The sequence below is a fragment of the Amycolatopsis rubida genome, from assembly GCF_900115345.1.
Lineage (GTDB): Bacteria > Actinomycetota > Actinomycetes > Mycobacteriales > Pseudonocardiaceae > Amycolatopsis > Amycolatopsis rubida.
Genome location: NZ_FOWC01000001.1, coordinates 717,957 through 742,557, shown reverse-complemented (window position 1 = coordinate 742,557; position 24,601 = coordinate 717,957). Strand labels below are relative to the sequence as shown.

The 24,601-nt window shown below is 69.6% G+C and carries 24 protein-coding genes; 13 read left to right on the top strand and 11 right to left on the bottom strand.

Annotated elements, in window-relative coordinates; genetic code table 11:
- The first annotated feature begins 57 nt into the window (after positions 1-57).
- On the top strand, positions 58-879 hold the full coding sequence (locus BM362_RS03705) for a hypothetical protein (RefSeq protein WP_244287033.1): 822 nt from the start codon (positions 58-60) through the stop codon (positions 877-879).
- On the opposite strand, the gene BM362_RS03700 is transcribed toward BM362_RS03705, so the two are convergent.
- The 4 genes from BM362_RS03700 to BM362_RS03690 form a co-directional block, all read right to left on the bottom strand.
- Positions 876-2,429 (bottom strand): DUF1841 family protein, encoded by a 1,554-nt coding sequence (locus BM362_RS03700; protein WP_167545196.1) that lies wholly within the window; start codon positions 2,427-2,429, stop codon positions 876-878. The genes BM362_RS03705 and BM362_RS03700 overlap by 4 nt on opposite strands.
- Positions 2,430-2,463: 34 nt before the next feature.
- Complete coding sequence (locus BM362_RS47260; RefSeq protein ID WP_009085794.1) at positions 2,464-2,613, bottom strand: hypothetical protein; 150 nt, start codon at positions 2,611-2,613, stop codon at positions 2,464-2,466.
- A 163-nt stretch (positions 2,614-2,776) separates the two neighbouring features.
- On the bottom strand, positions 2,777-3,712 hold the full coding sequence (gene coaA / locus BM362_RS03695) for a type I pantothenate kinase (RefSeq protein ID WP_093572197.1): 936 nt from the start codon (positions 3,710-3,712) through the stop codon (positions 2,777-2,779).
- Between the two features lie 133 nt (positions 3,713-3,845).
- Positions 3,846-4,469 (bottom strand): macro domain-containing protein, encoded by a 624-nt coding sequence (locus BM362_RS03690; RefSeq protein ID WP_067578574.1) that lies wholly within the window; start codon positions 4,467-4,469, stop codon positions 3,846-3,848.
- 98 nt (positions 4,470-4,567) lie between these two features.
- Between BM362_RS03690 and pheA the strand changes: the two genes are divergently transcribed.
- The 3 genes from pheA (at position 4,568) to BM362_RS03675 (ending at position 6,989) form a co-directional block, all read left to right on the top strand.
- Positions 4,568-5,473 carry a prephenate dehydratase gene (gene pheA / locus BM362_RS03685; RefSeq protein ID WP_067578785.1) on the top strand — a complete coding sequence of 302 codons (906 nt, stop codon included), beginning with the start codon at positions 4,568-4,570 and terminating at the stop codon, positions 5,471-5,473.
- Between the two features lie 82 nt (positions 5,474-5,555).
- Positions 5,556-6,173: a histidine phosphatase family protein gene (locus tag BM362_RS03680; protein ID WP_067578576.1), complete on the top strand. Its 618-nt coding sequence runs from the start codon at positions 5,556-5,558 to the stop codon at positions 6,171-6,173.
- Between the two features lie 150 nt (positions 6,174-6,323).
- Positions 6,324-6,989 (top strand): DUF4232 domain-containing protein, encoded by a 666-nt coding sequence (locus BM362_RS03675; RefSeq protein ID WP_093572196.1) that lies wholly within the window; start codon positions 6,324-6,326, stop codon positions 6,987-6,989.
- A gap of 21 nt (positions 6,990-7,010) precedes the next feature.
- On the opposite strand, the gene BM362_RS03670 is transcribed toward BM362_RS03675, so the two are convergent.
- From BM362_RS03670 to BM362_RS03655, 4 genes are all read right to left on the bottom strand, one after another.
- Complete coding sequence (locus BM362_RS03670; RefSeq protein ID WP_067578580.1) at positions 7,011-7,469, bottom strand: hypothetical protein; 459 nt, start codon at positions 7,467-7,469, stop codon at positions 7,011-7,013.
- Between the two features lie 56 nt (positions 7,470-7,525).
- Entirely contained in the window at positions 7,526-8,767 is a 1,242-nt protein-coding gene (locus tag BM362_RS03665) for an MFS transporter (protein WP_208865098.1), read from the bottom strand.
- Positions 8,768-8,920: 153 nt separating this feature from the next.
- A complete protein-coding gene (locus BM362_RS03660) occupies positions 8,921-9,271 on the bottom strand; it encodes a metallopeptidase family protein (RefSeq protein ID WP_093572193.1) in 351 nt (116 codons plus the stop codon).
- Positions 9,272-9,274: 3 nt separating this feature from the next.
- A complete protein-coding gene (locus BM362_RS03655; RefSeq protein ID WP_093572192.1) occupies positions 9,275-10,264 on the bottom strand; it encodes a septum formation family protein in 990 nt (329 codons plus the stop codon).
- Between the two features lie 97 nt (positions 10,265-10,361).
- Here BM362_RS03655 and BM362_RS03650 point away from each other — a divergent pair, with 97 nt between their 5' ends.
- The 4 genes from BM362_RS03650 to BM362_RS03635 are packed head-to-tail and all read left to right on the top strand — an operon-like array spanning position 10,362 to position 13,608.
- Complete coding sequence (locus BM362_RS03650) at positions 10,362-10,982, top strand: hypothetical protein (protein WP_093572191.1); 621 nt, start codon at positions 10,362-10,364, stop codon at positions 10,980-10,982.
- Entirely contained in the window at positions 10,983-12,149 is a 1,167-nt protein-coding gene (locus tag BM362_RS03645) for a glutathionylspermidine synthase family protein (protein WP_093572190.1), read from the top strand.
- Between the two features lie 54 nt (positions 12,150-12,203).
- Positions 12,204-12,656 (top strand): DUF350 domain-containing protein, encoded by a 453-nt coding sequence (locus tag BM362_RS03640; RefSeq protein WP_067578586.1) that lies wholly within the window; start codon positions 12,204-12,206, stop codon positions 12,654-12,656.
- Between the two features lie 37 nt (positions 12,657-12,693).
- Positions 12,694-13,608, top strand: a complete 915-nt coding sequence (locus BM362_RS03635) for a haloalkane dehalogenase (protein ID WP_093572189.1) — start codon at positions 12,694-12,696, stop codon at positions 13,606-13,608.
- A 202-nt stretch (positions 13,609-13,810) separates the two neighbouring features.
- On the opposite strand, the gene BM362_RS03630 is transcribed toward BM362_RS03635, so the two are convergent.
- The gene (locus BM362_RS03630; RefSeq protein ID WP_093572188.1) at positions 13,811-15,091 is read right to left on the bottom strand and encodes an aspartate aminotransferase family protein; all 1,281 of its coding nucleotides are present in this window, start codon (positions 15,089-15,091) and stop codon (positions 13,811-13,813) included.
- A 152-nt stretch (positions 15,092-15,243) separates the two neighbouring features.
- Here BM362_RS03630 and serS point away from each other — a divergent pair, with 152 nt between their 5' ends.
- The 3 genes from serS to BM362_RS03615 all read left to right on the top strand — a co-directional run bounded on the left by serS (position 15,244) and on the right by BM362_RS03615 (position 17,999).
- Positions 15,244-16,512 (top strand): serine--tRNA ligase, encoded by a 1,269-nt coding sequence (gene serS, locus BM362_RS03625; protein WP_078870231.1) that lies wholly within the window; start codon positions 15,244-15,246, stop codon positions 16,510-16,512.
- An 87-nt stretch (positions 16,513-16,599) separates the two neighbouring features.
- Positions 16,600-16,920 (top strand): hypothetical protein, encoded by a 321-nt coding sequence (locus BM362_RS03620; protein WP_093572187.1) that lies wholly within the window; start codon positions 16,600-16,602, stop codon positions 16,918-16,920.
- A 77-nt stretch (positions 16,921-16,997) separates the two neighbouring features.
- Positions 16,998-17,999: a DUF3558 family protein gene (locus tag BM362_RS03615; protein ID WP_067578594.1), complete on the top strand. Its 1,002-nt coding sequence runs from the start codon at positions 16,998-17,000 to the stop codon at positions 17,997-17,999.
- Positions 18,000-18,036: 37 nt separating this feature from the next.
- Here BM362_RS03615 and lhgO read toward each other — a convergent pair whose 3' ends face one another.
- Complete coding sequence (lhgO, locus tag BM362_RS03610; protein WP_342029790.1) at positions 18,037-19,323, bottom strand: L-2-hydroxyglutarate oxidase; 1,287 nt, start codon at positions 19,321-19,323, stop codon at positions 18,037-18,039.
- A complete protein-coding gene (locus tag BM362_RS03605) occupies positions 19,283-22,360 on the bottom strand; it encodes an AfsR/SARP family transcriptional regulator (RefSeq protein ID WP_093572186.1) in 3,078 nt (1,025 codons plus the stop codon). The genes lhgO and BM362_RS03605 overlap by 41 nt, the downstream gene beginning before the upstream one ends.
- Positions 22,361-22,474: 114 nt before the next feature.
- On the opposite strand from BM362_RS03605, the gene BM362_RS03600 reads away from it, so the two are divergent.
- A complete protein-coding gene (locus tag BM362_RS03600; protein ID WP_093572722.1) occupies positions 22,475-23,623 on the top strand; it encodes a DegT/DnrJ/EryC1/StrS family aminotransferase in 1,149 nt (382 codons plus the stop codon).
- A gap of 26 nt (positions 23,624-23,649) precedes the next feature.
- Positions 23,650-24,579 carry an NAD-dependent epimerase/dehydratase family protein gene (locus BM362_RS03595; RefSeq protein WP_093572185.1) on the top strand — a complete coding sequence of 310 codons (930 nt, stop codon included), beginning with the start codon at positions 23,650-23,652 and terminating at the stop codon, positions 24,577-24,579.
- Positions 24,580-24,601 lie beyond the last annotated feature (22 nt).

Sequence of the window (24,601 nt, the reverse complement as noted above, 5' to 3'; positions counted from 1 at the left end):
AAAAGAGTACGCCGTTGGCCCACACGCTGGTTACGGGCCATACGGCAGACTGTTCGCGTGAGCGTCCCCGACCCGGTCGAGTACACCGCCAAAATCGGTGCGGTTCTCGATACTGTGCGGCGGCTGCTCGACTCCGGCAGCCGCGCTGATCTCGCGCCGCTCGCCCGGCGGGCGGTGGATGACATCGTGGGCATGCTTGAGCAGCACGGTGCGCTCGCGGCGGACCTCGAGGTGCGGCTTGACCAGGCTGTCGCGTTGTACGCGCGGGCTTGTGCGGCTCGGCCGCCGGATCCGGAGCAGCTCGCGGACTGGGTGCTGGAGGCGGCGTTCAGCGGGCGGGCGGTCGCGGTGGCCGACTTCGCGGCGGCACTCGGGGACGCCGGGCTCGCGCGGATGAAGTCCATGGTGGACGAAATAGCTGGCGCGCCGGGAGAAAAGCTTGAGATCGCGGAGCGGCTGCGGGAGGAGATCGCCGAGGCCAGCGGGGACGTGGACGGGCTGGTCGCCATTCTCGCGGCCAAACCGCCGCGAGTGGACGTCAGCCTCAGGATCGTCCGGGTGTTGCGGGCGGCTGGGCGGCACAGCGAGGCGATCGCGTACGCGGCGCGGATGTTGACTCCACAGCGGACAGCGGCCCCGCGAGAAGAAGAGTCCATTCCGGAATACCGCGACCGCATCGAGCAGCTGATCGCGCACAAAGAAGCCAGCGCGTACCGGGAAGCGGCGCAGTGCCTCAAAAAACTGCGCACCCTGCACAAGCAAGCGGGCACGGCGGAGGAGTTCACCGGCTACGTCGCCGAGCTGGTGAACGTCCACCGCCGCAAGACCCGGTTGCTCGCGGAGATCCGGTCGGCCCGGATCGCGCTTCCGAAGGGCTAGAGTTCGGCCAAGGCGGCACGGTAGGCGTCCAGGTCGTAGTCGAGCTGGTTTTCTTCCTCGGTTTCGGTCAACTGTCCTTCGAGGACGGTTACCAGGCGGTCGAGGACGTCGGTGCGGGAAAGGTCCTGCTGCAGCAGGTTCTGCGCGGCGGTCCACACTTCGGCGGGCTCGTCGTCCCACAGCTGGTCCACAATGGACGTCTCAAGGGCGAGGCGGAGGCCGTCCGCGCCGTCGAATTCTTCCGCGGCCAGCGATTCGTGGTACTCCGGGTGTGCGCCGATCACCAGCAGCCGACGCTGTTCCGGGTCGCCGGGGTCGAGGTCGGCCAGTTCCTCGTCACCGATCACTGTGGACAGTTCGGGCACCGCGAACTGGCGGCGGGCCACCACTTCCAGTGCCTCGTCGGCGGATTCAGTGCCGTCGAGGTAGTCGCTGAAGTCCTCTTCCTCGTCGTCGTCCGAGAGGTACTCGCCAAGATACTCGGTGACTTCTTCCAGCAGCGCGGCCGTGGCGACTTCGGACAGTCCGGCGCGAGCCGCGGCCCAGCCTGCCCAGGACAGCACCACCGGGGCGACGGCGTCCTCGTCTTCCAGCTCGTACTCGCCCTCCAGCAAGGATTCGAGGAACCGCGCCAGCTTTTCCGGGCCGACGCGCAGCGGGTTCGCCGGTTCGGTGCGGCAGCCGTGCTCGACCAGCAGGTTGGCGATTTCGCGGGCGGCGTCGGCGTCGGGCAGGTTCGTGCCGGCGAGGAACCGGGTGACCGCTTCCTCGCGTTGCGCGGCAGTCCATTCGGCGACCGGCGGAACCTCGGCCGGGTCCGGCAGTGAACGCGCCCAGGCCAGCGCGATGGCGTGGAACCGCGGGTAGTCCTCGCCGACGTCCGGCTCGTCCAGCGCGTCCGTGGCCGCGATCCCGGACACCAGCAGCCGGTGCGCGTCGGCGGGCTCGATTTTCTCCAGTACGACCAGTTCGCCGTCATCCTCGACCTGCGAGCGCATTTCGGCGAGCACCTCGTGCGGCTCCTCGATGACCACCAGGTCGCGCACCCGGCCGCCCTCGGTGAAGTCCAGCAGCGCGAGCAGGCCGAGCGCGTGGTCGCCGCGGGAAAAGACGCACAGCAGCGACGACTCGTCGCCGTAGACATCCCCGGTGCGCCAGCATTCCCCGACGCTGACCTGCCCGACCTCGGCGGCCCACTCCGGCTCCGGGATGCCCCGGCCGAGCACGACGCCGAGCGCCTCGGCCGCCGCCGAACGCTCCTCTTCGGACTCGGCCAGCACCTTCAGCGCGGCCAGCAGCGCCGCCGCGCCGGGCGTGATCTTGCGCTGCGCGAACGCGATCAGCTCCAGTCCGAGCTGGCTTTCCGGTTCGTCCGCCACGACGACGTCCCGCCACTGCCCGACGACCTCGGAACCGAGCAGGTCGATGTCGAACGGACCGGGCTCGGCCGCGACCGCGGAGAAGTCCCGCAGCACGTCCTTGAACAGACCGTTGACGCTGGGGGCGGTGGGTAGGGAACTCTTCTTGCGCGCGCGGCTCACCGGACTCATGCCGCACATCTTGCCTGGACCCGAAGCTCGGGCCTCAGCTGGTCGGCTCCGCCGTGCCGCGTGCCTTCACGCGCCGTTCGCGCAGTGCGTCGTCGAAGTCGACGACGAACGCCCCCGCGGCCATCGCGACCAGCAGCGTCAATCCCAATACCGCGCCGACCCAGGTCAGGACGATAGTCAACATCGTGGCCTCCTTCGCAGGTCAAGTGCGACTTCCTGCTGCTTTCAGGGTCGCTTGCGGACCGAGGCGCTGGTATCGGCCAAGTGGTTACGAAGACTCTGGCTGATTGGTCAATTACTCCGGCCGCTGTGCAGAACGAGGCCGGAGAGACGCGTGTGGGTGAAAGTCAGAGTTTCCGCAATCGAACACGGTTGATGGCGTGGTCGGCGTCCTTGCGGAGCACGAGAGTCGCACGGGGCCGAGTCGGCTTGATGTTCTCCATCAGATTCGGCTCGTTGATGGTGCGCCACAGGTGCCGCGCCTCTTCGCGGGCCTCGTCGTCGGGCAGGCCGGCGAAGTGGTGGAAGTGCGAGGCGGGATCGGCGAACGCGGTGTGCCGCAGCTTCAGGAATCGCTCGACGTACCAGTGCTCGATGTCGTCGATGTGCGCGTCGACGTAAATCGAGAAGTCGAACAGATCCGAGACGGTCAGGCTCGGGCCGGGCTGCAGGACGTTCAGCCCCTCGATGATGAGGATGTCCGGCCGCTCCACGACCTGTTCCTGGTCCGGGAGGATGTCGTAGGCCAGGTGCGAGTACACCGGCGCGGACACCCGCTCGGCCCCGGACTTCACCTCGGTGACGAACCGCAGCAGCGCGCGCCGGTCGTAGCTTTCCGGGAAACCCTTGCGGTGCATGATCCCGCGCCGGGTCAGCTCGGTACGCGAGTAGAGGAACCCGTCGGTCGTCACGAGGTCGACGCGCGGGTGGTCGGGCCAGCGGGCGAGCAGGGTGCGCAGGATCCGGGCGGTGGTCGATTTGCCGACCGCGACGCTGCCCGCGATGCCGATCACGAACGGCGCCTTGGTGCCCCGGCAGTCCTCGCCGAGAAATGTCGTGGTGGCCTCGTACAGCTGCTGCCGGGCCTTCACCTGGAGATTGATCAGCCGCGAAAGCGGCAGGTACACGTCGGCGACCTCGGCGAGATCGATCTGCTCCCCGAGCCCGCGGAGCCGGACCAGCTCGTCCGCGGTCAGCGGCAGCGGAGTGGAGCTGCGCAGCTCCCGCCACTGTTCCCGATGCAGCTCTACATAAGGGCTGAGTTCACGGACCCGTGTGGGCATCGCACACTCCTCGGCCGTCGCCTGCGCTGGCTCCGTCTGCGCTACTTCCGTAACGCCGTATCAACGGTAGGGCTTACCGCGCGTGAACGCGCTGTGATGTGATGCACGCACCCTTGAGCCGGCAGATATTCGGTCACCGAAGGTGACCGTCGGCCCCGAAAACCTCCTGCCACGCGGCGGCGACCTGCCGGGCGCACGTGGCCGGGGCCACGCCGCCGACGCCGGTGCCGAGCCCGGGCATCGCGATCGTCCGCACGGCCGAGGCGACCGGGCCGGAATCCAGCTGTCCGCGCTGCCATTGCAGGAACACCGCGCGCGCCGCGAGATACGGGTGGACGGTGTCGGCGGGCAGCCGTTCGCCGGGTTCGCGCATGGTCGGCGCGCTGATCAGCCACGCCGGTTCGGATTCGCCGGTCGGGACGATCACCGACTCGCCGATCGGCAGCTCACCGCCGTAGGAAGCCAGTACCGCGCTGCGCACGCTCTGCTCGATGCCGGGGAACGCCCGCGCGTAGACGGCGTCGATCCCGCCGCGCATCCAGCCGTAGGAGTTGGCCGGGCTGACCACCGCCTGGGCGGAGATGTCGAGCACCGAACCGCGGTGCACCCGGACGGAGCCGCCGAAACCCGCCACGGCGGAGGTCCACGCCGCGGCCAGCGGTTCATCGACGGCGCACAGCACTAATTCCGGCGTTCGGGGAGAACCCGGCGAAACGGCTTCCCCGTGCCCGGCGTGTGTGCCTGAGTCGGCGGTCACCCTTCCAGCATGGCAAAAAACGCCACCCGGCGTAACTGGTTTAGCCACCGGCTGTCCGAGTGAAAAGCGCCACGCGCGCGGTCGCTAGCCTGACCTTCGTGTTGCGGATCGCGTATTTCGGCCCTCAGGGCACGTTCACCGAGCAGGCCGCCCGCGCGCTCGCGCCGGGCGAGGACCTGACCCCCTACGAGACCGTCCGGCTGGCGTTGCAGGCCGTCCGCGACGGAGCCGCGGACGCCGCGTGCGTGCCCATCGAGAATTCCGTCGAGGGCGTGGTGCCCACGACACTCGACGGGCTCAGCGACGGGGACCCGCTCGTCGCCACGGCCGAGACGATCCTGCCCATCCACTTCAGCGTGCTCAAACGGCCGGGCAGCGGCGAAATCCGCACCGTCGCGAGCCATCCGCACGCGCTCGCACAGGTGCGCGAGTGGCTGGAGGCGAACCTGCCGGACGCCACCCCGGTCGCCTCGTCGTCCACCGCGGCGGCGGCGGTCGGCGTGGTCGAGGGCGATTTCGACGCGGCGGTGTCCGCGCCGGTCGCGATCGAGCACTACCCGCTGGAGGAGCTGGCGACCGGCGTCGCCGACGTCCGCGACGCGCAGACCCGGTTCCTGATGGTGCGCCGCCCCGGCGAACTGCCCGCGCCCACCGGCGCCGACCGCACCTCGATCGTCGCGGCCGCGGTCAACCGCACCGGGACGCTGTCGGATCTGCTGGTCGAACTGGCCGGCCGCGGGATCAACCTGACCCGGATCGACGCCCGGCCGACCCGCAGCAACTTCGGCGAATACCGGTTCTTCATCGACTTCGAAGGCCACGTCGCCGAACCCCGGATCATCGACGCGATGACCGCCCTGCGCCGCCGCTGTCACCTGCGGTTTCTTGGCTCGCACCCGCGGGCGGACGAGGTCGCGGCCACCATCGAGGAGGGCGCGGGGAACCAGGATTTCCTCGACGCGCAGGCGTGGGTCGACGCGGTTTTGAAGGGAGAGGGCGCATGAGCGCAGCTTGCCAGCGAATCATCGCTGTTCATGCCGTTGGCTCCAGGCTTGCCAGCGTGAAACTCCTCAAGAAGGCGACGGCATGAGGCTGCTGCTGGTCCGGCATGGACAGACCGAGGGCAACGTCCGCCGCGCGCTGGACACCGCGTTGCCCGGTCCGCCGCTCACCGAACTCGGCCGCGAGCAGGCTGCGGCGCTCGCTGAGCAGCTGCGAGCCGAGCCGATCGTGGCGGTGTACGCGTCGGAAGCAGTGCGTGCGCAGCAGACCGCGGCTCCGCTGGCCGAGGCGTTCGGGTTCGAGGTGCAGGTGATCGAAGGTGTCAAGGAGGTCGACGCCGGCGATCTAGAGGGCAACACCGATACAGACTCGATCGGCGTCTACCTGCGCGTGGTGAAGGCGTGGACCGAAGGCGACTTCGACGTCCCGATCCCCGGTGGGGAGACCGGCACGCAGGTGCGCGAGCGGATGCTCGGCGCGGCGAACGAGCTGCGGGCCAAGCACGAGCAAACTTCGCCGGATGGGGTGATCGTGCTGGTCAGCCACGGTGGGGCGATCCGGCTCGCGGGGGAGTGGCTGGCCTCGAATGTGCCTGTTGAGCTGGCGAACGAGGCTTTGATACCGAATACGAAGTTCGTTGAGCTGGAGGCGACGGAGAGCGGGTGGGAGTGCCGTCGCTGGGTGGACACGCGGCTCTCGTGAGGGCTTGATCACTCGTGCGGGGAAACGCTGAGTGAAGCCGGGCCGGGCGGGGAAGTCATCCGAGGCGGGGCAACCTGACCTGGACGTGAAACGTCCACCGGATGAGGTTCCACCTAGTTCGGCGTTCACCAGCACAGCGAGGCGAGTGAGATGGCAAACACGAAGAAACCGTGGTTTTCCCTGGTCTTCCTGTCCGCAGTGGGCGCGTCGGGGGCGCTGCTGCTTTCCGCGTGCGGCCAAGGTTCCCCCGCCGCGAGCGGGCCGGCGAGTTCGGACACCCCGTCCAGCGCCCCGATGTCGTCGGCACCGTCCGCCGCGTCGTCCGCTCCTTCTTCCGCGTCGTCCGCCCCGAGCGGAGGTACGGCGCCCGTGGAGAAGCCGCCAGCCGACAACGGCCTGTGCAAGGCCGGGGACGTGTCCCTGTCGCTGGGCGGCGGCGACGCCGGCGCGGGCTCGGAGTACCGGTCGCTGCTGATCAAGAACACCAGCGGCAAGCCGTGCACCATCCAGGGCTTCCCGGGCGTGTCCTACGTCGGCGGCGAAAACGGCACCCAGATCGGTCCGGCCGCCGAGCGCGACGGCACCAAGGGCGCGCCGGTGAAACTGGCTCCCGGCCAGGCCGCCGCGGCCGACGTGCAGTTCGCACAGGTGCGCAATTTCGACCCAGGCGTCTGCAAGCCGACGCAGGTCAAGGGCCTTCGCGTGTACCTGCCGCAGGAGACCGCGTCGAAGTTCGTGCCGCTCGACGGCCTTGGCTGCGCGGGCACGAGCATCCCGGGCAAGCAGCTCGGCGTGAAGACCGTGCACAAGGCCTGACCGGGTGCTCTGCGCGTGGGGTCAGCCCCGCGCGCAGAGTTGTTCCGCCTGGACGACGGCGGCCTGCCCGTCGCGGTTGTCGAAACGGCTGCTGAGCACCATCTTGTTCACCGCGTCGAGGGCTTTGGCCAGCGGCTGGTAGTTGCCGTCGAAGGTCGCCGCCGCTGTGGCCAGCTCCATCGAGCCGGTGACCCGGTGCACCGCGTCGTCGGACATGCGGGTGAACTGCGCGGCGTCGACGCCGCCGGTGGTGTCCGGGATGTGCCCGGCGCGGGCGAACGCGGCGCAGGCGGCCGCGGCGTCGACATTCGCTCCGGCGCGCTGGCCGGACAGCCCCCACAACAGCCCGAGCACGCATCCGCCGAGCACGAATCCGGCGACCGCGGCGAGGACGAGCGGCCGACGGGAGGCGGGCGGGGGCGAGTCCAGCTCGGTGTCGCGGTCATCGTCCGGCAGCGGCGGGGTGTCGAGCGCGGTCATCACGTACCTCCGGCGGCCGGGGTGAGGTGTTATTTCAGCACCAAAACCGTGCCGGATCACTGCTGCGAACGGACTCCGTCGCCGGTCGAGGCCGTTTTGTCATCGAGCGGGTGCCCGCGCAGCGCGAACAGTGCATAACCGGTCACGAACAGCAGCAGCAGGCCGGACGCGGCGAAAGTGTCGCCCGCCGAACCGAGCAGCTTGGTGAGCAACCCGCCGAGCAGCGCGCCGAGCGGGATCGCGCCCCAGACGACGGTGCGCCAGACCCCGAGCACACGGCCAAGCAGTTCGCCCGGCACGAGGGTGTGGCGCGCGGTCGCGAGCACGACGTTGACCGCCACCACCGCCGCCGCGAACACGCCGAACAGCACCGCGGACACCGCCGGCTGGCGCACCAGGCCCATGCCGCCGAAGCCGAGCGCGCAGAACAGCACCCCGCCGACCAGAACCGCCCGCCGTCCGACGCGCCGGACCAGCCGCGGCGTCAGCCCAGCACCGAGCAACCCGCCCGCACCGCCGACGAACGCGAAAGCGCCGAAGGTCGCGTCGGACAAATGCAGGTCTTCCAGCGCGTACAGCACCAGCTGCGCCTGGGCCAGCTCGCTGATCAGGCTGAGCAGACCGGCGATCGCGAGCAGCCGCGGCAGCAGCGAATGCCGTCGCAGCCAGCGGAAGCCGTCCGCGAAATCCGCCCGGATGTGCGACTTGGTTTCCTGCCGCGGCCGGTAGCTGCCCGCCATGCCCAGCAGCACCGCGGCGCCGACCGCGAACCCGGCCGACGAGAGCAGGAACGGGAAGACCGCGAACATCGCGAAGGTAGCGCTGCCGACCGGGCCGCCGAGGAACGTCTGGCCGACGATCTCGCACGCCTGCAGCTTGCTGTTCGCGCTCTCCAGCCGGTCCGCCTCGACCAGCGCGGGCGGCAGCACGTTCGCCGCGCTCTCCGCGACCGTCTCCGCGATGCCGACGAGCAGCGACGCGACGTAGATCGTCCAGATCTCCACCGAACCGAACGCGAGCAGCGCGGTGACCGCGGCGACCACGAGCGCGCGCATCGCGTTCGCGGCGATCATCGCCTTCTTGCGGTCGATCCGGTCGACGAGCGTGCCCGCCGGGATGGCGAACAGCAGCCACGGCAGGAACTGCACTGCCGACAGCGCGGCGATCTCCACCGGATCGCGGGTCAGCGTGGTGGCCAACAGCGGGAAAGCGACCTTGGCGATGCCGTCGGCGAGGTTCGACGTGCCGCTTGAGGCGAGCAGCCAGCGAAGCCGGCTGTCCGTCTGGCGATGCGACACGAACCACCTCACAAGGAAAGGAAACGCCCTGGTGAGGCCAGTCTAGGGAGATCGGCCGCGTTCTGTGATGCTTCGGTGACCTTCGGTGGTTTCCGCAGTTGCGGCGCGGTGTCGATCAGGGAACAGCAACGGGTTGGCGGGGTGCCGCCGGAATCAGCCCCAGCCGAGCTCGTGCAGCCGCTCGTCGTCGATGCCGAAGTGGTGGCCGAGTTCGTGCATCACCGTGATCAGCACTTCCTCGACGACGTCGTCCTCGGTGTCGCAGATGTCGAGGATCGGCTCGCGGTAGATCGAGATCCGGTCCGGCAGCGCCCCGCTGTAGTGGCTGGTGCGCTCGGTGAGCGCGATGCCGTGATAGAGCCCGAGGATGTCCGGTGCTTCCTCGTTGAAGTCCTCGACCAGCACCACGACGTTGTCCATCGCCGCGGCGAACTCCGCGGGCACCTGGTCGAGCGCGTCGGAGACCAGTTCCTCGAACCGCGCCTGGCTCATCTCGGCGGGCACGGCTCAGTTGCCTCCGCCGGAACCGGAGCTGGAACTGGGCGGCGGGCTCTGCTGCTGGCCGGAAGAGTTCGACGCCCCGCTCTTCACGCTTCCGGTGACGGCCTGGAATCCGCTGCCGTCCTGCAGCGTGGCCGCGACCTTGCAGTTGACCTTGGTGGACCCGGCGTCCCAGCTCTCCTGCTCGCGCGAGTCCCAGCCCAGCGTGAGCTTCTTCGCGGAAAGGTCGGCGCTGCCGGTGTAGTCCTTCGCGGCCTTGTTGCATTCGGTGTCGAGCCAGGACTTCTGGTCGTCCAGCTTGGGGTAGCCGTCCTTGAAGTGCGCGGCGAGGTCGAGCGTCGCGATGATCTCGTACGAGTGCGGCTTGCCGCAGTCGATCGGGTCGCCGACGCCCTTGCCCGCGAGCGCGAGACAGGTGCCCGGGGCCCACACCATCGACTGGTCCTGAGTCTTCGCCGCGCCGGTGGTGAGCTGCAGCGTTCCGCCCGGACCGGCGAACTGCAGGCCGCAGCGCAGCTGGCGGTCGCCGTCTGACCACTGCGCCGACGTGGGCCGCAGCAGGTTGGTGGTGAGCTTGCCGTACGGGTCGAGCGGGTGGCCGAGATACGGCCGCACATCGGCGTTGCACTGCTGCTGCGCGATGTCCTGCCACTGGTCGAGGCTCGGGAACGGAGCCTGCTGCGGGTACTTCGCGCCGATGTCGACCACGGTCGTGACCTCGAACAGGTGCGGCTGCGTGCACGGCACCTGGTGCGCGTCGGAGGCGTCCTTGGCGCTCCAGGTCAGGCAGGTGCCCGGCGGCGAGTGGAACGCCTGCTGGGCGGCTTCGCTGAGCTTGCCCTCGCCGCCGCCCGCGCCGCCGGCGAGCGTGTCGGTCCAGGAGAAGGCGACGCTCAAGGCCAGCGCGATGACCGCGCCGAAGAACACCCCGGCCATCACCACGCGGGTGGTCAGGGTCTGCATGCGCGAAGGGAACCGCTCGGAGCCTGGGGACATCAATACCCATGATGCCCGCGCCGCATGAACCGCGCGTGTGCCGGGTCGATTAGGGTGGAACGCGGGGTATGCAGTGCTGGGGGATTACGGAGCGCACATGACGCAGGACGACAACAGCGGCGTGCAGCCGCCCGAGGAGCCGAAGAAGCCGGGTTCGATGCGGTTCCAGGACGCGAACACGCAACCGCGGCAGCCCTCGGTGGCCGAACAACGGGCCCGCAAGCAGGCCATCGCCGACCAGGAACGCGAACGGCAGGCAGCGGTCGCGGCACGGGAGGCGGCGGATGCGAAGGCGGCCACCAAACGCAAGATCCTGATCGGCAGCGGGGTCACCGTCGGTCTCGTCGGGCTGGTCGCGACGTTCTACACGATCGCGAAGCCCGCCGAGGTCACCGCGTCCTGCGTCACGTCCGACGGGGTCATCCAGGACGACAAGTACTGCGACGAGAGCTACGCGAGCAGCCACGGCGGGCACTACAGCGGCGGGTTCTGGTTCATCCCGATCCCGGGTGGCGGGTACACCCAGTACCGCTACAACTACGGCGGTACCGGCACGCTCGGGCAGCGCGTCTCCGGCGGCAGTTACACCGCGCCGTCGGGCAACACCAACGTTTCGACCAAGTCGGGCACCAGCGTCCAGCGCGGCGGGTTCGGCATCAGCGGCAAGAGCGGCACCTCCGGAGGCACCGGCGGGACCGGCAAGAGCGGAGGCTCGTAGGTGTATCGGGATCGGCGGGAACCGCGCCGCGACTGGCAGCGGATCGTCGAAGAGCAGGGCCTGGTCTACGGCACCCCGGCGCGCGACGGCACCGGCAAACCGCGGCCGTACTGGGACGAGTCGGTGCACTACGTCTTCGACATGGACGAGGTGCTCTCGCTTGAGGCGGACGTCGAACTGCTGCATTCGATGTGCCTGGAGGCCGTCGACAACGTCGTGACCACCGAGCAGTACCAGCGCTTCGGCATTCCGGAGTGGGTGTGGCCGCACATCGCGGAGTCGTGGAAGCGGCAGGACCCGCACGTCTACGGCCGCTTCGACCTGCGCTACGACGGCAAATCGCCCGCCAAGCTGCTGGAGTACAACGCGGACACGCCGACCACGCTGCTGGAGGCGTCGCTGCTGCAGTGGCACTGGAAGACCGACGTCTTCCCGGAAGACGACCAGTGGAACTCCATCCACGAGAAGCTGGTGGAGCGCTGGGCGGAGATCGGCGGCAAGCTGCCGTCGAACGAACTGCATTTCACCTGGTCCGCGGCCGATCCGAGCGGCGAGGACCACGTGACCACGGCGTACCTGCAAGAGACCGCGGCCGAGGCCGGGCTCGACACGGTCGGGCTCGCGATCGAGGAGATCGGCTGGGACCCGGTGCTCAAGCGGTTCGTCGACCTCGCCGAGGGACAGATGTCCACGGTGGTGAAGCTGTACCCCTGGGAATGGGTGGTCGACGAGGAGTTCGGCAAGTTCGCGATCGAGACCATGCCGCGCACGCTGTGGGTCGAACCGCTGTGGAAGATGCTGCTGTCGAACAAGACGCTGCTCGCCGTGCTGTGGGAGAACTACCCCGGGCATCCGAACCTGCTGCCCGCCTTCGCCGACGACCCCGGCCTGCTCACCGAGTACGTGCGCAAGCCGAAGCTCGGCCGCGAGGGTGCGAACGTGCAGATCGTGGCGACCGGGTACGAGACGCAGACGGACGGCGTCTACGGCGCGGAAGGCTACGTCTACCAGGCGTTCGACCCGCTGCCGGAGTTCGACGGGTACCGGCCCGCGCTCGGCGCGTGGATCGTCGGGGACTCCTCGGCGGGCCTTGGCATCCGCGAGACCAGCGGACTCGTTACCGACGACGGCGCGGCGTTTGTGCCGCACCGGATCCCGGAGTCGTGATACAACCCTGGATGTCCGATTCAACAGGCTGAATTGGCCATTCAGGGAGACCCCGTGACCTCGACGCTCGCGTTGCCCGCAACGTTTGGTTCCGACCTCGTGCGCGGAATCGGCGCGATCCTGCTGTACGGCATCGTCGGCCTGCTGCTGATGTTCGCCGGCTTCTACGCGATCGACTTCACCACGCCGGGCAAGCTGTCGAAGCTGGTCACCCGCGGGCTGCCGAACGCGGTGATCGTGACCGCGTCCGGGCTGCTGTCCATGGCGTTCATCGTGGTCGTGGCGATCTACAACTCCGCGAGCGACCTGACCGCCGGGCTGATCACCTCGCTGGTCTACGGCCTGATCGGGGTCATCGTGCAGGTGCTGGCCGTGCGGCTGCTGGAGTGGGCGACCCGGATCGACGTCGGGTCCACGATCCAGAGCGAGACCTTCGCGCCGGCGAGCGTCGTCGTCGCGGCGGCACACCTCGGCCTCGGGCTGGTCGTCGCGGTGGCGATTTCGTAGCGTTCGCGCACTGCCGCGCGGTCCCGTTCCCACTAACGTGGGAAGCGTGCGACTCCTCAGGACGCCGGAAGACCGGTTTGCGGACCTGCCCGACTTCGCCTTCGAACCTCAGTACACCGATCTGTCCGACCCGGACGGCGGGCTGATCAGGGTCGGCTACGTCGAGGCCGGGCCCGCGGACGGCCCGCCCGTCCTGCTGCTGCACGGCGAGCCGAGCTGGTCGTTCCTCTACCGGAAGATGCTTCCGGTGCTGGCCGACGCCGGGCTGCGGGCGATCGCCCCGGACCTGGTCGGATTCGGCCGGTCGGACAAGCCCGCGGAGATCGTCGACCACACGTACGCGCGGCACGTCGAATGGACGCGGCGGTTCGCGTTCGACGTGCTCGGGCTCGAAGGGGTCACGCTGGTCGGACAGGACTGGGGCGGGTTGATCGGGCTGCGCCTGGTCGCCGAGAATCCGGGCCGGTTCGCCGGGGTGGTGGCGGCCAACACCGGATTGCCGACCGGGGACGCGGACATGCCGTCGGTGTGGCACAAGTTCCGGGAAGCTGTGGAGGGCGCGCAGATTCTCGATGTCGGGCGGTGTGTGCAGGCCGGCTGTCAGACGCCGCTGTCGGAAGACGTCCGGGCTGCTTACGACGCGCCGTTCCCGAACGAGATGTACAAGGCCGGGCCGCGGGCTATGCCCGGGCTGGTGCCTACGCGGCCGGATGATCCGGCGTCGGAAGCCAATCGGGCGGCTTGGGCGACTTTGACGGAATTGGATGTGCCGTTCTTGTGCGCATTCTCGGACGGGGACCCGATTACCGGGGCGATGGGGCCGATTCTGCGGCGGTCGATGCGTGGGGCGGCTGGTCTGGACCATCCGACGGTGGCGGGGGCTGGGCACTTTGTGCAGGAGGATGCGGGGGAGGAACTCGCCGAGCACGTGGCGCGGTTGGTGCGGCGGTGACTCTCGCCTTGAGCGCCCCACTATGGCATTGGGTGCGCCGCACCGAATGCCATAGTGGGGTTTCTCGGTAGCGAGACGCGCGGGGCGGCTTCCGCTGAGGTTCGCAGGCGCAGTTGCGTGCGAAGCTGGTCCTGATCACAGACGTCAGCGGGGGCGGAGAAGCTTGCGCGTCGCACCACGTGGCATTGGGGCGCAAGCAGGTTCAGGACAGGGCGGCCAGCGAGTCGAGCAGGATCTGCAGTCCTTCGGCCGCCTCGGCTTTGGTCAGCGTCATCGGCGGGCCGATGCGCAGCACGTTTTTGTGCAGCCCGCCCTTTCCGATGAGCAGCCCGCGCTTTTTCGTTTCTTCCAGCATTTGCTTGGCGGCAGCGGTATTCGGCGTCGTGGTGCCTGGTTCGATCAGTTCGACGCCGATCATCAGCCCCTTGCCGCGTACTTCGCCGACAACGGGGCTGTTGGCCGCACGCAGGCCTCGCATCAGCTGGTCGCCGCGGGCTTTGCAGTTGGCTTGCAGGTCGTGCTCGTCGATGTAGTCGAGGACGGCCAGCGCGCCCTGCATGGACACCGGGTTGCCGCCGAAGGTGGAGAAGGACTCCGCCTGAAAGCAATCCATGACGTCGCCCCGAGCGACCACGCCGCCTACCGCCAGGCCGTTGCCCAGTCCCTTGGCGAAGGTCATCATGTCCGGCACCACGTCGTGGGCCTGGATGCCCCAGTAGTGGTCGCCGGTGCGGCCCCAGCCGGTCTGGACCTCATCGGAAACGAAGAGGATGCCGTGGTCGTCCAGGACTTCCTTCATCGCCTTGAACAGGCCGTCCGGCGGGGAACTGAAGCCGCCTACACCCTGGATCGGCTCCGCGATCAGGCAAGCCACGTCGCCTGCGGTGGCGGTTTCCAGCAGTTCCACCAGATCGGCGACGCAGGCGTCGATGTAAGCGGTGTCGGGCAGGTCGCGGAAGGGGCTGCGGTAGCGGTAGCCGCCGTGGACGTAGTTGACCTTGATCGGGCTCAGCGAGGACGCTGACCAGCCGCGGTTGCCGGTGATCGCGACCGTGCCGAAGGACCGGCCGTGGTAGGAGTTCCGCATCGCCAGCACCTGGTTGCTGCGGCGGTACTGGGTGGCGAGCATCAGCGCGGTGTCGTTGGCCTCGCTGCCGGAGTTGGTGAAGAACACCTTGGCGTCCGGGATGCCGGAGCGTTCCGCGATCCGTTCGGCCAGTTCGACCTGCGAACGGATCAGATACAGCGTCGAGGTGTGCAGGACGCCGGTGTCCAGCTGCTTGCGGACCGCGTCGCTGATCGCGGGGACGTCGTAGCCCATGGCGTTGGTGAGCACGCCCGCGAAGAAGTCGAGGTAGGTGCGGCCGGTGGAATCGGTCAGACGGCGATCCTGCGCGTGCACGATTTCGATCGGCTCGTCGTACAGCAGGGACATCCAGGACGGGAGCACCGCGCGGTGGCGCGCGAGCAGGTCGTCGGTCATGTGAGTTCCCTCCGCTCCGGGTTCTAGCGAGTATGGGGAGCGCGGGAAACGGGCGACAACGATCAGACTGTCGGGTTGTCTTCAGCGCGCCGCACAGTGTGTACGGGAAACCGCGTCGAAGTCGTGGCTGGCCTGCGACTACCCTTCTGTCCGTGATTGACCCCAGGACTCTGCGCGAAGACCCGGAAGCCGTGCGCGCGTCGCAGCGTGCCCGTGGCGAGGACGAGGGAGTGGTCGACAAGCTGCTCGATCTCGATCAGCGCCGCCGCTCTGCGATCGCGACCGCCGACAAGCTGCGGGCCGAGCAGAAGTCCGTGTCCAAGCAGGTGCCGAAGGCCTCCGCCGAGGACAAGCCCGCCCTGCTCGCCCGCGCCAAGGATCTGTCGGCGCAGGTCAAGGCCGCCGAGGTCGAGCAGAACGAGGCGTCGGAAGAGTTCGACAAGCTGTTCCGGATCCTGCCGAACCTGGTGCACCCGGACGCGCCGATCGGCGGCGAGGACGACTTCGCGGTGCTGAAGACCGTCGGCGAGGTGCCGTCGTTCGACTTCGCCCCGCGCGATCATCTCGACCTGATGGAAGGCCTCGGCGCGCTCGACATGGAGCGCGGCGCGAAGGTGTCGGGCTCGCGGTTCTACTTCCTGTCCGGTGTCGGCGCGCAGCTGCAGCTCGCGCTGCTGAACATGGCCGTGGCACGCGCGACGGCGAACGGCTTCACGCCGATGATCACGCCGTCGCTGGTCCGCCCGGAGATCATGGCCGGCACCGGCTTCCTCGGCGCGCACTCGTCGGAGGTCTACCGGCTGCGCGACGACGACCTGTACCTGGTTGGCACGTCGGAGGTCCCGCTCGCGGGTTACCACTCGGACGAGATCCTCGACCTCGCCGCCGGTCCGCGCCGCTACGCCGGCTGGTCGTCGTGCTACCGCCGCGAGGCCGGGTCGTACGGCAAGGACACCCGCGGCATCATCCGGGTGCACCAGTTCGACAAGGTCGAGATGTTCGTCTTCGCCAAGCCGGAGGATGCCGAGGCCGAACACGAGCGGCTGCTGGGCTGGGAAGAGGACATGCTCGCCGCGATCGAGGTCCCGTACCGGGTGATCGACACCGCGACCGGCGACCTCGGCACGTCCGCCTACCGCAAGTACGACTGCGAGGCGTGGGTCCCGACGCAGGAGACCTACCGCGAGCTGACGTCGACGTCCAACTGCACCACCTTCCAGGCCCGCCGGCTGTCCGTCCGCTACCGCGACGACAACGGCAAACCGCAGACGGCGGCCACCCTGAACGGCACGCTGGCGACCACGCGCTGGATCGTCGCGATCGTGGAGAACCACCAGCAGCCCGACGGTTCGGTCCGGGTGCCGGTGGCGCTGCGGCCGTTCCTCGGCGGGCTTGAGGTGCTGGAGCCGGTCAAGCGCTGAACTTCGCGAAGGCGAGACAACCTCAGATGGAATCCGGCAGAGCCCTGTTCCCTGCGCAAGGCGGGCCTGCTGGCAGCTGCGGACTACGTGCGGGCCTTCGCGGCCGCTTGCTGGTTGCTGGTCACCGCGAAGCCGCGCACGCATCCGTCGTTCCAGTTCGGGCTGATGCTGATCGCCGCAGCGGCGATCAGCGGGGTCATGCTGCTTCGAGGACGGACCGGCGACCGTTTTTTCCGTTCTGCTGACGCGAAATTCAGCACCACGCTTCGCCAGGGCTCGCTGCCGAACTCGTACCCGAACCGGCCGCAGGTGAGCGGGGCCACGATGGCGATCGTGCTCGTCGCGGCGGCAGCGGTCGCTTCCGGGGTGAGGGCGGCCGTCCTGCGCCGCGCCGCGGGCGAACCGTGATTGCCGGGTTCTTCCTTCCGGTTCCGCAGGTGCGGAACCGGACTGGTCAGTAGGGTGCGGAGCGGAGGAGGCAGCTGATGAGGTTCAACGGAGCGGCGCTCGCCCTGGCGGCGGCCGCGATGCTGCTCGCCGGGTGCACGCAGCAGGTGAGCGGCGTGGCTTCGCCGGTGCCGGGCCAGGGACCGGTCACGCCGGTCGTCGAACCGTGCAAGCTTCTCGACGCGAAGCAGCTCGCCGGGCTCGGCTACAAGCCGCAGGGCAGGTCAGTGCAGGCGCGCAAGGAACAGCGCGCGCCCGCGATGTGCTTGTGGACCGCGACGGACACCGAGCACACGGTGGTCATGTCCGTCGGCTGGTCGGTGGACCTGAGCCTCGACGACTACCTCCAGGGCGCCCTCAAGAAGGCCGGCCCGGTGCAGCTCGGCGGGTTCCCGTGGACGCGCTACGCCGGGTTCATGGGCGGCAGCTGCGACCTGTACACGACGCTCGGGCCGAAATCGTTCGCCTTCGTGAGCGTGTCCTATCCGGACGACGCGCAGGCGTGCGAGCGGGCGAAGAAGGTCATCCCGCAGGTCGCCGCGCATCTGCCGGGCGGGCAGCCCGCGCCGCCGATCGCGCCGAGCACGCCGCCGGAGGGCACCGCGCCGACCGGGCCGCTCGCGTCGGTCAACCCGTGCCAGCTGCTGAAGCCGGAGCAGGCGCAGCAGCTGACCATGGTGCCGAACGGCGAACTGGACAGCTCCAAGGTCATCTCGCCGAACGTGACCTACTGCCTGTGGAAGGACACCGACGGCGACGGCGGGCAGAAACCGTTCGAGGTCTGGCTCGGCCCGGACGTGCCGTTGAAACGCTGGCCCGGCATGGACGTCGCGCCGACCGAGCAGATCGACGTGAACGGCCGGAAGTGGTCGCTGTTCCCGAACTTCAACGATTCCGGCGGCGTGATCTGCGCGGCCGGGCTCCCGGTTTCCGACACCGCCTCGATCCAGATCGTCAGCGGGCAGCTGGCCGACAAGACCAAGGCGTGCGACGCGATCAAGGCCGGAATCCCGATGGTGTCGGGGAATCTGCCTTCCTGAACCGGCCGCATCGGACTGCACGGCACTTGGCCGGGCGTCAGTCGGTCACCCGGTCGGCGATGTACTTGGCGATCTCCAGCGCGCTCGTCGCCGCCGGGCTCGGTGCGTTGAGCACGTGCACCTGGTCCTTTGTGGACTCGATGAGGAAGTCGTCCACCAGCGAACCGTCCGGGCGCAGCGCCTGTGCCCGCACGCCGGAACCGTGGCGCACGATGTCGTCCTCGGTCACCGCGGGCACGAGCTGCGCGAGGCTGGCGGCGAACCGCTTCTTCGAGAACGACCGCAGCACCTCTTCCAGGCCGGTCGGGTACGCGTATTTGCGCGCGAGCTTCCAGGCACCGGGGAAGCGGGCGACGTCGGCGAGGTCCTTCACCGACACGTCCGCCCAGCGGTAACCCTCACGGCGCAGCGCGAGCACGGCGTTCGGGCCCGCGTGGACGCTGCCGTCCAGCATCCGGGTCAGGTGCACGCCCAGGAACGGCAGCGTCGGGTCGGGCACCGGGTAGATCAGGCCGCGCACGAGGTGGCGGCGCTCCGGCTTCAGCTCGTAGTACTCGCCGCGGAACGGCACGATGCGCGCGCTCGGCGTGATGCCGGCCATTTCGGCGACCCGGTCCGCGTGCAGACCGGCGCAGTTGACCAGCGCGTCCGCGTGCAGCACCGCAGAGCCGGTGGCCACCTCGACACCGCCGCCGCGAGCCGGGCGGATGCCCAGCGCGGGCGTGTTCAGCCGCAGGTCCGCGTCCGCCTCGTCGAGCAGTCGCACGAGCGCCGCGCACACCGCGGGGAAGTCGATGATCCCGGTCGACTCGACGCGCAGCGCGGCGACGCAGGACACCTCCGGCTCGTACTCGCGGGCCTCCGCGGGGGTGATCCGCTTGGCCGGCACGCCGTTGGCCTCGGCTCGTTCGGCGAGCGTGTCCAGCGCGGGGATCTCCTCCTCGCGAGTCGCCACGACGAGCTTGCCGCACACCTGCACCGGCACCCCGTACTGCCTGGCGAAATCCACAATGGACCGGTTGCCGCCGACCGACATCCGCGCCTTGAACGAGCCGGGCTTGTAGTAGAGCCCGGCGTGCACGACATTGGAGTTGTGCCCGGTCTGGTGCGCCGCCCAGCGAGCTTCCTTTTCGAGCACCGTCACGTCCTGGCCGCGCTGGGACAGCTCCCAAGCGACCGACAGCCCGACGATTCCCCCACCGATCACAACTACGTTCCGCACGGCAGGGAAGGCTACGCGCTCCGGTGCGGCGCTGCGTACCCCCCGACGGCGTGGTAGCTGTTCACTGAACCGGGGACAATCCGGCCAACGCGAGGCGTCGATGCGGTTCCAGCTGCTGACCGGCGGTGTACGCGGCGGTGAACCCGTCCGGTCCGAGAGCCTTCTCCGCGGCCGCGGTGACCTGCGCGACATCGTGCTGGCCGGGCACGGCGGTCCCGCGCACCGCGGCCGCCGCGCCGAGCAGGGCGGCGGCGTCGGCGAAGCGGCCCTCCTCGGCCAAGACCCCGGCGACGCCCTCGAACGCGGTGGCCAGTGACCCGTGGTCATGCCAGCGGTGCGCGGTTTCGACGCCGAGTCGCATCCGCCGGTGAGCGTCCTCCGGGCGGTGTTCGGCCACGTCGATCCAGCCGAGCGCGATCGACGCGGCTGCTCGCACGATGGCGGCCGAGAACGAGTCCGCCGCGCATTCGGCGAGCGCCTGCTCGGCGAGAGCCCGCGCGCCGGCCAGATCTCCAGAGCGGCGGGCGAGACCGGACAGGCCGACGTGACCGCTGCCTCGCGTCTCGGGCATCCCGGTGCGGTGGGCCAGCTCGACGGTCCGCTCGTAGTCGGCCTTCGCGCCGTCGAGGTCGCCGCGCAACGCTCGGCTGTCGCCGCGACGGCACAGCAGGTCCGCGTAGTCGTCGGTCGCCCCGAGCGTCTGCATGAGCGACAGGGACTCGGTCATCACGGCGAGCGCTTCCTCGTGACGGCCGCGCAAAACCAGCAGCTGCGACAGGTGGTCGAGCGCCATCGACAGCCCCCAGCGTTCGCCGAGCGCCCGGTAGCGCGCCTCGCCTTCGCGCAGACCGCGTTCGGCTTCGTCGAGTTCCCCGGCGAGCATCGAGCGCAGACCGTCGCCCGTCGGCACGAGTGCGGTGAGCCATGGGTCGGCATGCTTTTCGAGCCCGGACAGGCGGAGCCGCGCGTCGTCGTCCTCCGGCGGCCCGAGCACAACGCCCGACAGCATGAGCATCATCGGATGCTCCGGGGTCCAGGAGCTGTCTACTAGGTACTGCTCCACATAGGACCGATAGTTCGCTGTCTCGGCGGCTTCCGGGGCACCGGCCATCGCGGTCAGCAGGCACATGAGGAATTGCTCGCGGTGCCCTTCCGGTGGCTCCGCTTGGCAGTGGCGCACGATTTCCATCGACAGCGCCGCGCCTTCGTAGCGTCGTCCGCGCAACCACCAGTACATCGACAGCGCGGTGGCGATCCGCAAGGCGGTCGACGGATCTGCCCCGGCCGACCACCGGAGCGCGGCCACGATGTTGTCGTACTCAGCGTCGATTTTTCGCAGCCAGTCCAGCTGATCCGCAGTACGCAGCTTCGGGTCGGCTTCCTCGACGAGCCGCAGAAACGCCTGCGCGTGGGCGTGCCGGAAGCGTTCGGTCTCGCCTGCGGCGTCGAGCTTTTCCGCACAGAAAGCACGGATTGTCTCCAGCATTCGGTAGCGTCCGTTCGACGGTTCGGCGAGCGACTTGTCGGCGAGTTCGGGGAGCAGGTCGACGGGCACGTCGCACACCTGCTCGGCGTACGCGAGCGTCGCGCCGCCGGTGAAGACGGTGAGCCGACGGGCGAGGCGGCGTTCGTCGTCATCGAGGAGATCCCAGCTCCATTCGACGACGCCGCGGAGCGACCGGTGCCGCTCGTCGGCGGTGCGGCTGCCGCGGGCCAGCAGCTGGAAACGGTCGCCGAGCCGCGCGGCGATGTCGGCGACCGGCAGCGTGCGCACGCGGGCGGCGGCCAGTTCCAGCGCGAGCGGAAGGCCGTCGAGCGCGGTGCAGATCCGGACGACGTCGGCCGCCGTTTCGTCGGTCAGCCGGAACGCGGGGTCGCTCGCCCGGGCACGGTCGAGGAACAGCCGGACCGCGGGGTAGGTCTCGACGGTCTCGGCACCCGGCGGCGGAACGGCGAGGCGGGGGATCGGCGCGAGCTGTTCGCCGGTGATGCCGAGCGGTTCCCGGCTCGTCGCCAGCACCCGCAGACCGGGGCAGGCGGGCAGCAGCCGCGCGACCAGCCTCGCGGCTGCGGCGATGACGTGTTCGCAGTTGTCCAGCACCAGCAACGTCGCCTGGTCGTGCAAGGCCGAGACAAGGCGGTCGACCGGGTCCTGGCGACCGCGGGCCCCCTCGCGCAGGCCGAGCGCGGTGAGAACGGCCTGCGGAACGTCGTCGGCGACGTGCGGGGCCAGCTCCACGAAGACGCACGGTCCCGCGTCCGCCGCGGCTTCGACGGCCAGCCGGGTCTTCCCGGTCCCGCCCGGACCGAGCAGCGTGACGAGCCGGGCCTGCCGCAGGAGATCCGCGACCTGCCGCAGCTCGCCGTCCCGGCCGACGAAGCTGGTGAGCTGTGCGGGCAACGGCGTCGCTGCGTCCGCCGGCTCGCCGCGCAAGGCGGCCAGATGCGCCTCGGTCAGGTCTGGACCAGGGTCCGTGCCGAGTTCGTCGGCGAGCGTGCGACGGGCGTCCTCGAACGCGGCCAGCGCCTCGGCGGTCCGGCCAGCCGCGTGCAACGCCCGCACCAGCTGGGCGCGCGGCCGCTCGCGCAGCGGGTGCTCGGCGATAGTGGCGCGCAACTCGTCGAGGACACCAGCGGCGCGGCCGAGCGAGATCTCCGCGTCGATCCGGTCGGCGGCTGCCTCGGCGCGCAGTTCGGTCAGCCGGGTGGCCTGGACCGCTGCGGCCGGGATGTCGGCGAACGCTGGTCCGCGCCACAGCGCGAGCGCCTCGCCGAGCAGATCGCTGGCCCGCGTCGGGTCGCCCTCGGCCCGTTCGCGACTGCCCTCGCCGGCCAGCCGTTCGAACCGGTGTGCGTCCACTTCGTCCGGTTCGATCCGGAGGCGGTACCCCGCCGAGGTGAGTTCGATCGGGAGTTTCAGCGCGCTGCGCAGCCGCGAGACCTGCGATTGGAGCGCGTTGGCCGCGCCGTCCGGCGGTTCCTCGCCGTAGAGCCCGTCGATGAGCCGCTCGGCGGACACGAACCGTCCGGCGTCCGCCGCGAGCAACGCCAGCAGCGCCCGGCCTCGCGGGCCGCCCACGGCGACCGTCCCGCCCGCGCCGTCCCACGCGACGACGGCCCCCAGCACCCCGATCCGCATCCCGTGAGCCTATGCCCGGAACGGGTGCTTACCCGTGGGTTCTGTCCCCGAAACAGGAGGCGAACGCGACTTCTATACACTTTGGCGCGACCCCGCGCAATGCGGGACACCCCGATGCACAGGAGATCTACAGTGGGCGAACCCGTCCTGCTCGGGAAGCCGACCGTCGGCGACGAAGAGCTCGCAGCCGTCGCCGAAGTGTTCCGTTCTGGCTGGCTGGCCGGCGCGGGCCCGGCGTGCCGTCGCTTCGAGGAGCGCTTCGCGCAGCTGACCGGCACCGCGCACGCGTTGACCACCAGCAACTGCGGATCCGCCCTGTTCCTGGGCTTGAAGGTGCTCGGCGTCCAGCCCGGCGACGAGGTGATCGTCGGCGACTACACCTTCCCGGCGACCGGCCACGCCGTGCTGCAGGCCGGCGCGAAGCCGGTCTTCGCCGACATCCGCCCGGACATCTTCAGCGCCGACCCGGCCGCGATCGAAGCGCTCATCACGCCGCGCACGGTCGGCATCCTGGCCGTCGACGTCGCGGGCCAGCCCGGCGACTTCGACGAGTACCGCGCCATCGCCGACAAGCACGGCCTGTGGCTGTTCGAGGACGCCGCCTGCTCCGCGGGCGCGACCTACCGCAACCGCCCGGCGGGCAGCCTCGCCGACCTGGCCGCGTTCTCCTTCCACGGCCGCAAGGGCATCACCGCGGGCGAGGGCGGCGCGCTGGTCTCGAACCGCGAGGACCTGATCGCGCACGCGCGCAAGATCCACACCTACGGCATCGAGCCGGCGATCAGCCGCGAAGGCTCGGACACGCTGCCGATCCCGTCCTTCCACGAGCTCGGCTGGAACTTCCGGCTCTCGGACATCCAGGCCGCGATCATGGGCGTCCAGCTCGACCGGCTGCCCGACCTGCTCGCCGCCCGCCGTTCGGTGGCCAAGCGCTACCACGAGGCGTTCGAGGACGTCGACGCGCTGACCGTGCCGGTCGAGGCTCCCGACCGCGAACACCCGTGGCAGGCCTACCTGATGACGGTGGCCCCGGAGATCAGCCGCGACGCGCTGGCCCTGCGGATCCGCGAACAGGGCGTGCAGTGCAACTTCGGCACCTACGCCTCCCACCTGCAGCCGGTGTACGGCGAGCAGCAGCCGCTGCCCGTCTCCGCCGACGCCTTCCGCCGCCAGCTGGCCATTCCGATGCACGCGGAACTCACCGACAGCGAAGTCGAGCGCGTGGTCACCACCGTGCGCGAAGCCGTGTCCGCTCTTTCCTGACCCGCCGAGCTCTCTGAGGAGAACCCATGTCCGACAAGAAAGTTTTCTTCACCGGCGCCGGCGGTTTCATCGCCTCGCACGTGATCCCGATCCTGCTGGAGAAGGACTACACGGTCCGGATCTTCGACAACATGACCCGCGGCGACCGCGACCGCGTCAACGAGTTCGTCGCCACCGGCAAGGTCGAACTGATCGAGAAGGACGTGCGCTACGGCGTCGGCGTCCGCGAGGCCATGCGGGGCTGCACGCACGCGATCCACTTCGCCACCGTGTCGATCAACAAGTCGATCGCGGACCCGGGCGAGTCGATCGACATCAACATGGTCGGCAACAACAACGTCTTCGCGGCCGCGGCCGACGAGGGCGTCGAGCGTCTGGTGTTCGCCTCCAGCGCCTCGGTGTACGGCGAGCCGGAGAAGCTGCCGATGCACGAGGACGACAAGCTGAACCCGCTCACCCCGTACTGCATCTCCAAGCGCGCCGGCGAGGACCTGCTCGGCTTCTACGAGCGCACCAAGGGCCTCTCCTGGAACGCGCTGCGGTTCTTCAACGTGTACGGCCCCGGCCAGAAGATCGAGGCGTACTACACCTCGGTCATCAACCACTTCATCCAGCGCCTGCGCGCCGGCCAGCCGCCGATCATCGACGGCGCGGGCGACCAGTCGATGGACTTCGTGCACGTGACCGACCTCGCCAAGGGCGTCGTCGCCGCGCTGGAGTCGGAGCAGTCGAACCTGCCGATCAACATCGGCACCGGCATCGACACCTCGATCGCCACCCTGGCGAAGATCCTCATCGAGGCGGTCGGCGTCGACGTCGAGCCGGTGTTCAACAAGCGCGACGTCCTCGTGTCCCGCCGTGCCGCGGACATCACCCGGGCCCGCGAGGTGCTCGGCTGGGAGCCGCAGATCACCGTCGAAGAGGGCATGCGCGCTTTGGTGCGGGACTCCGAGTGAGCCTCGCCGTCGGCGCGTCTTC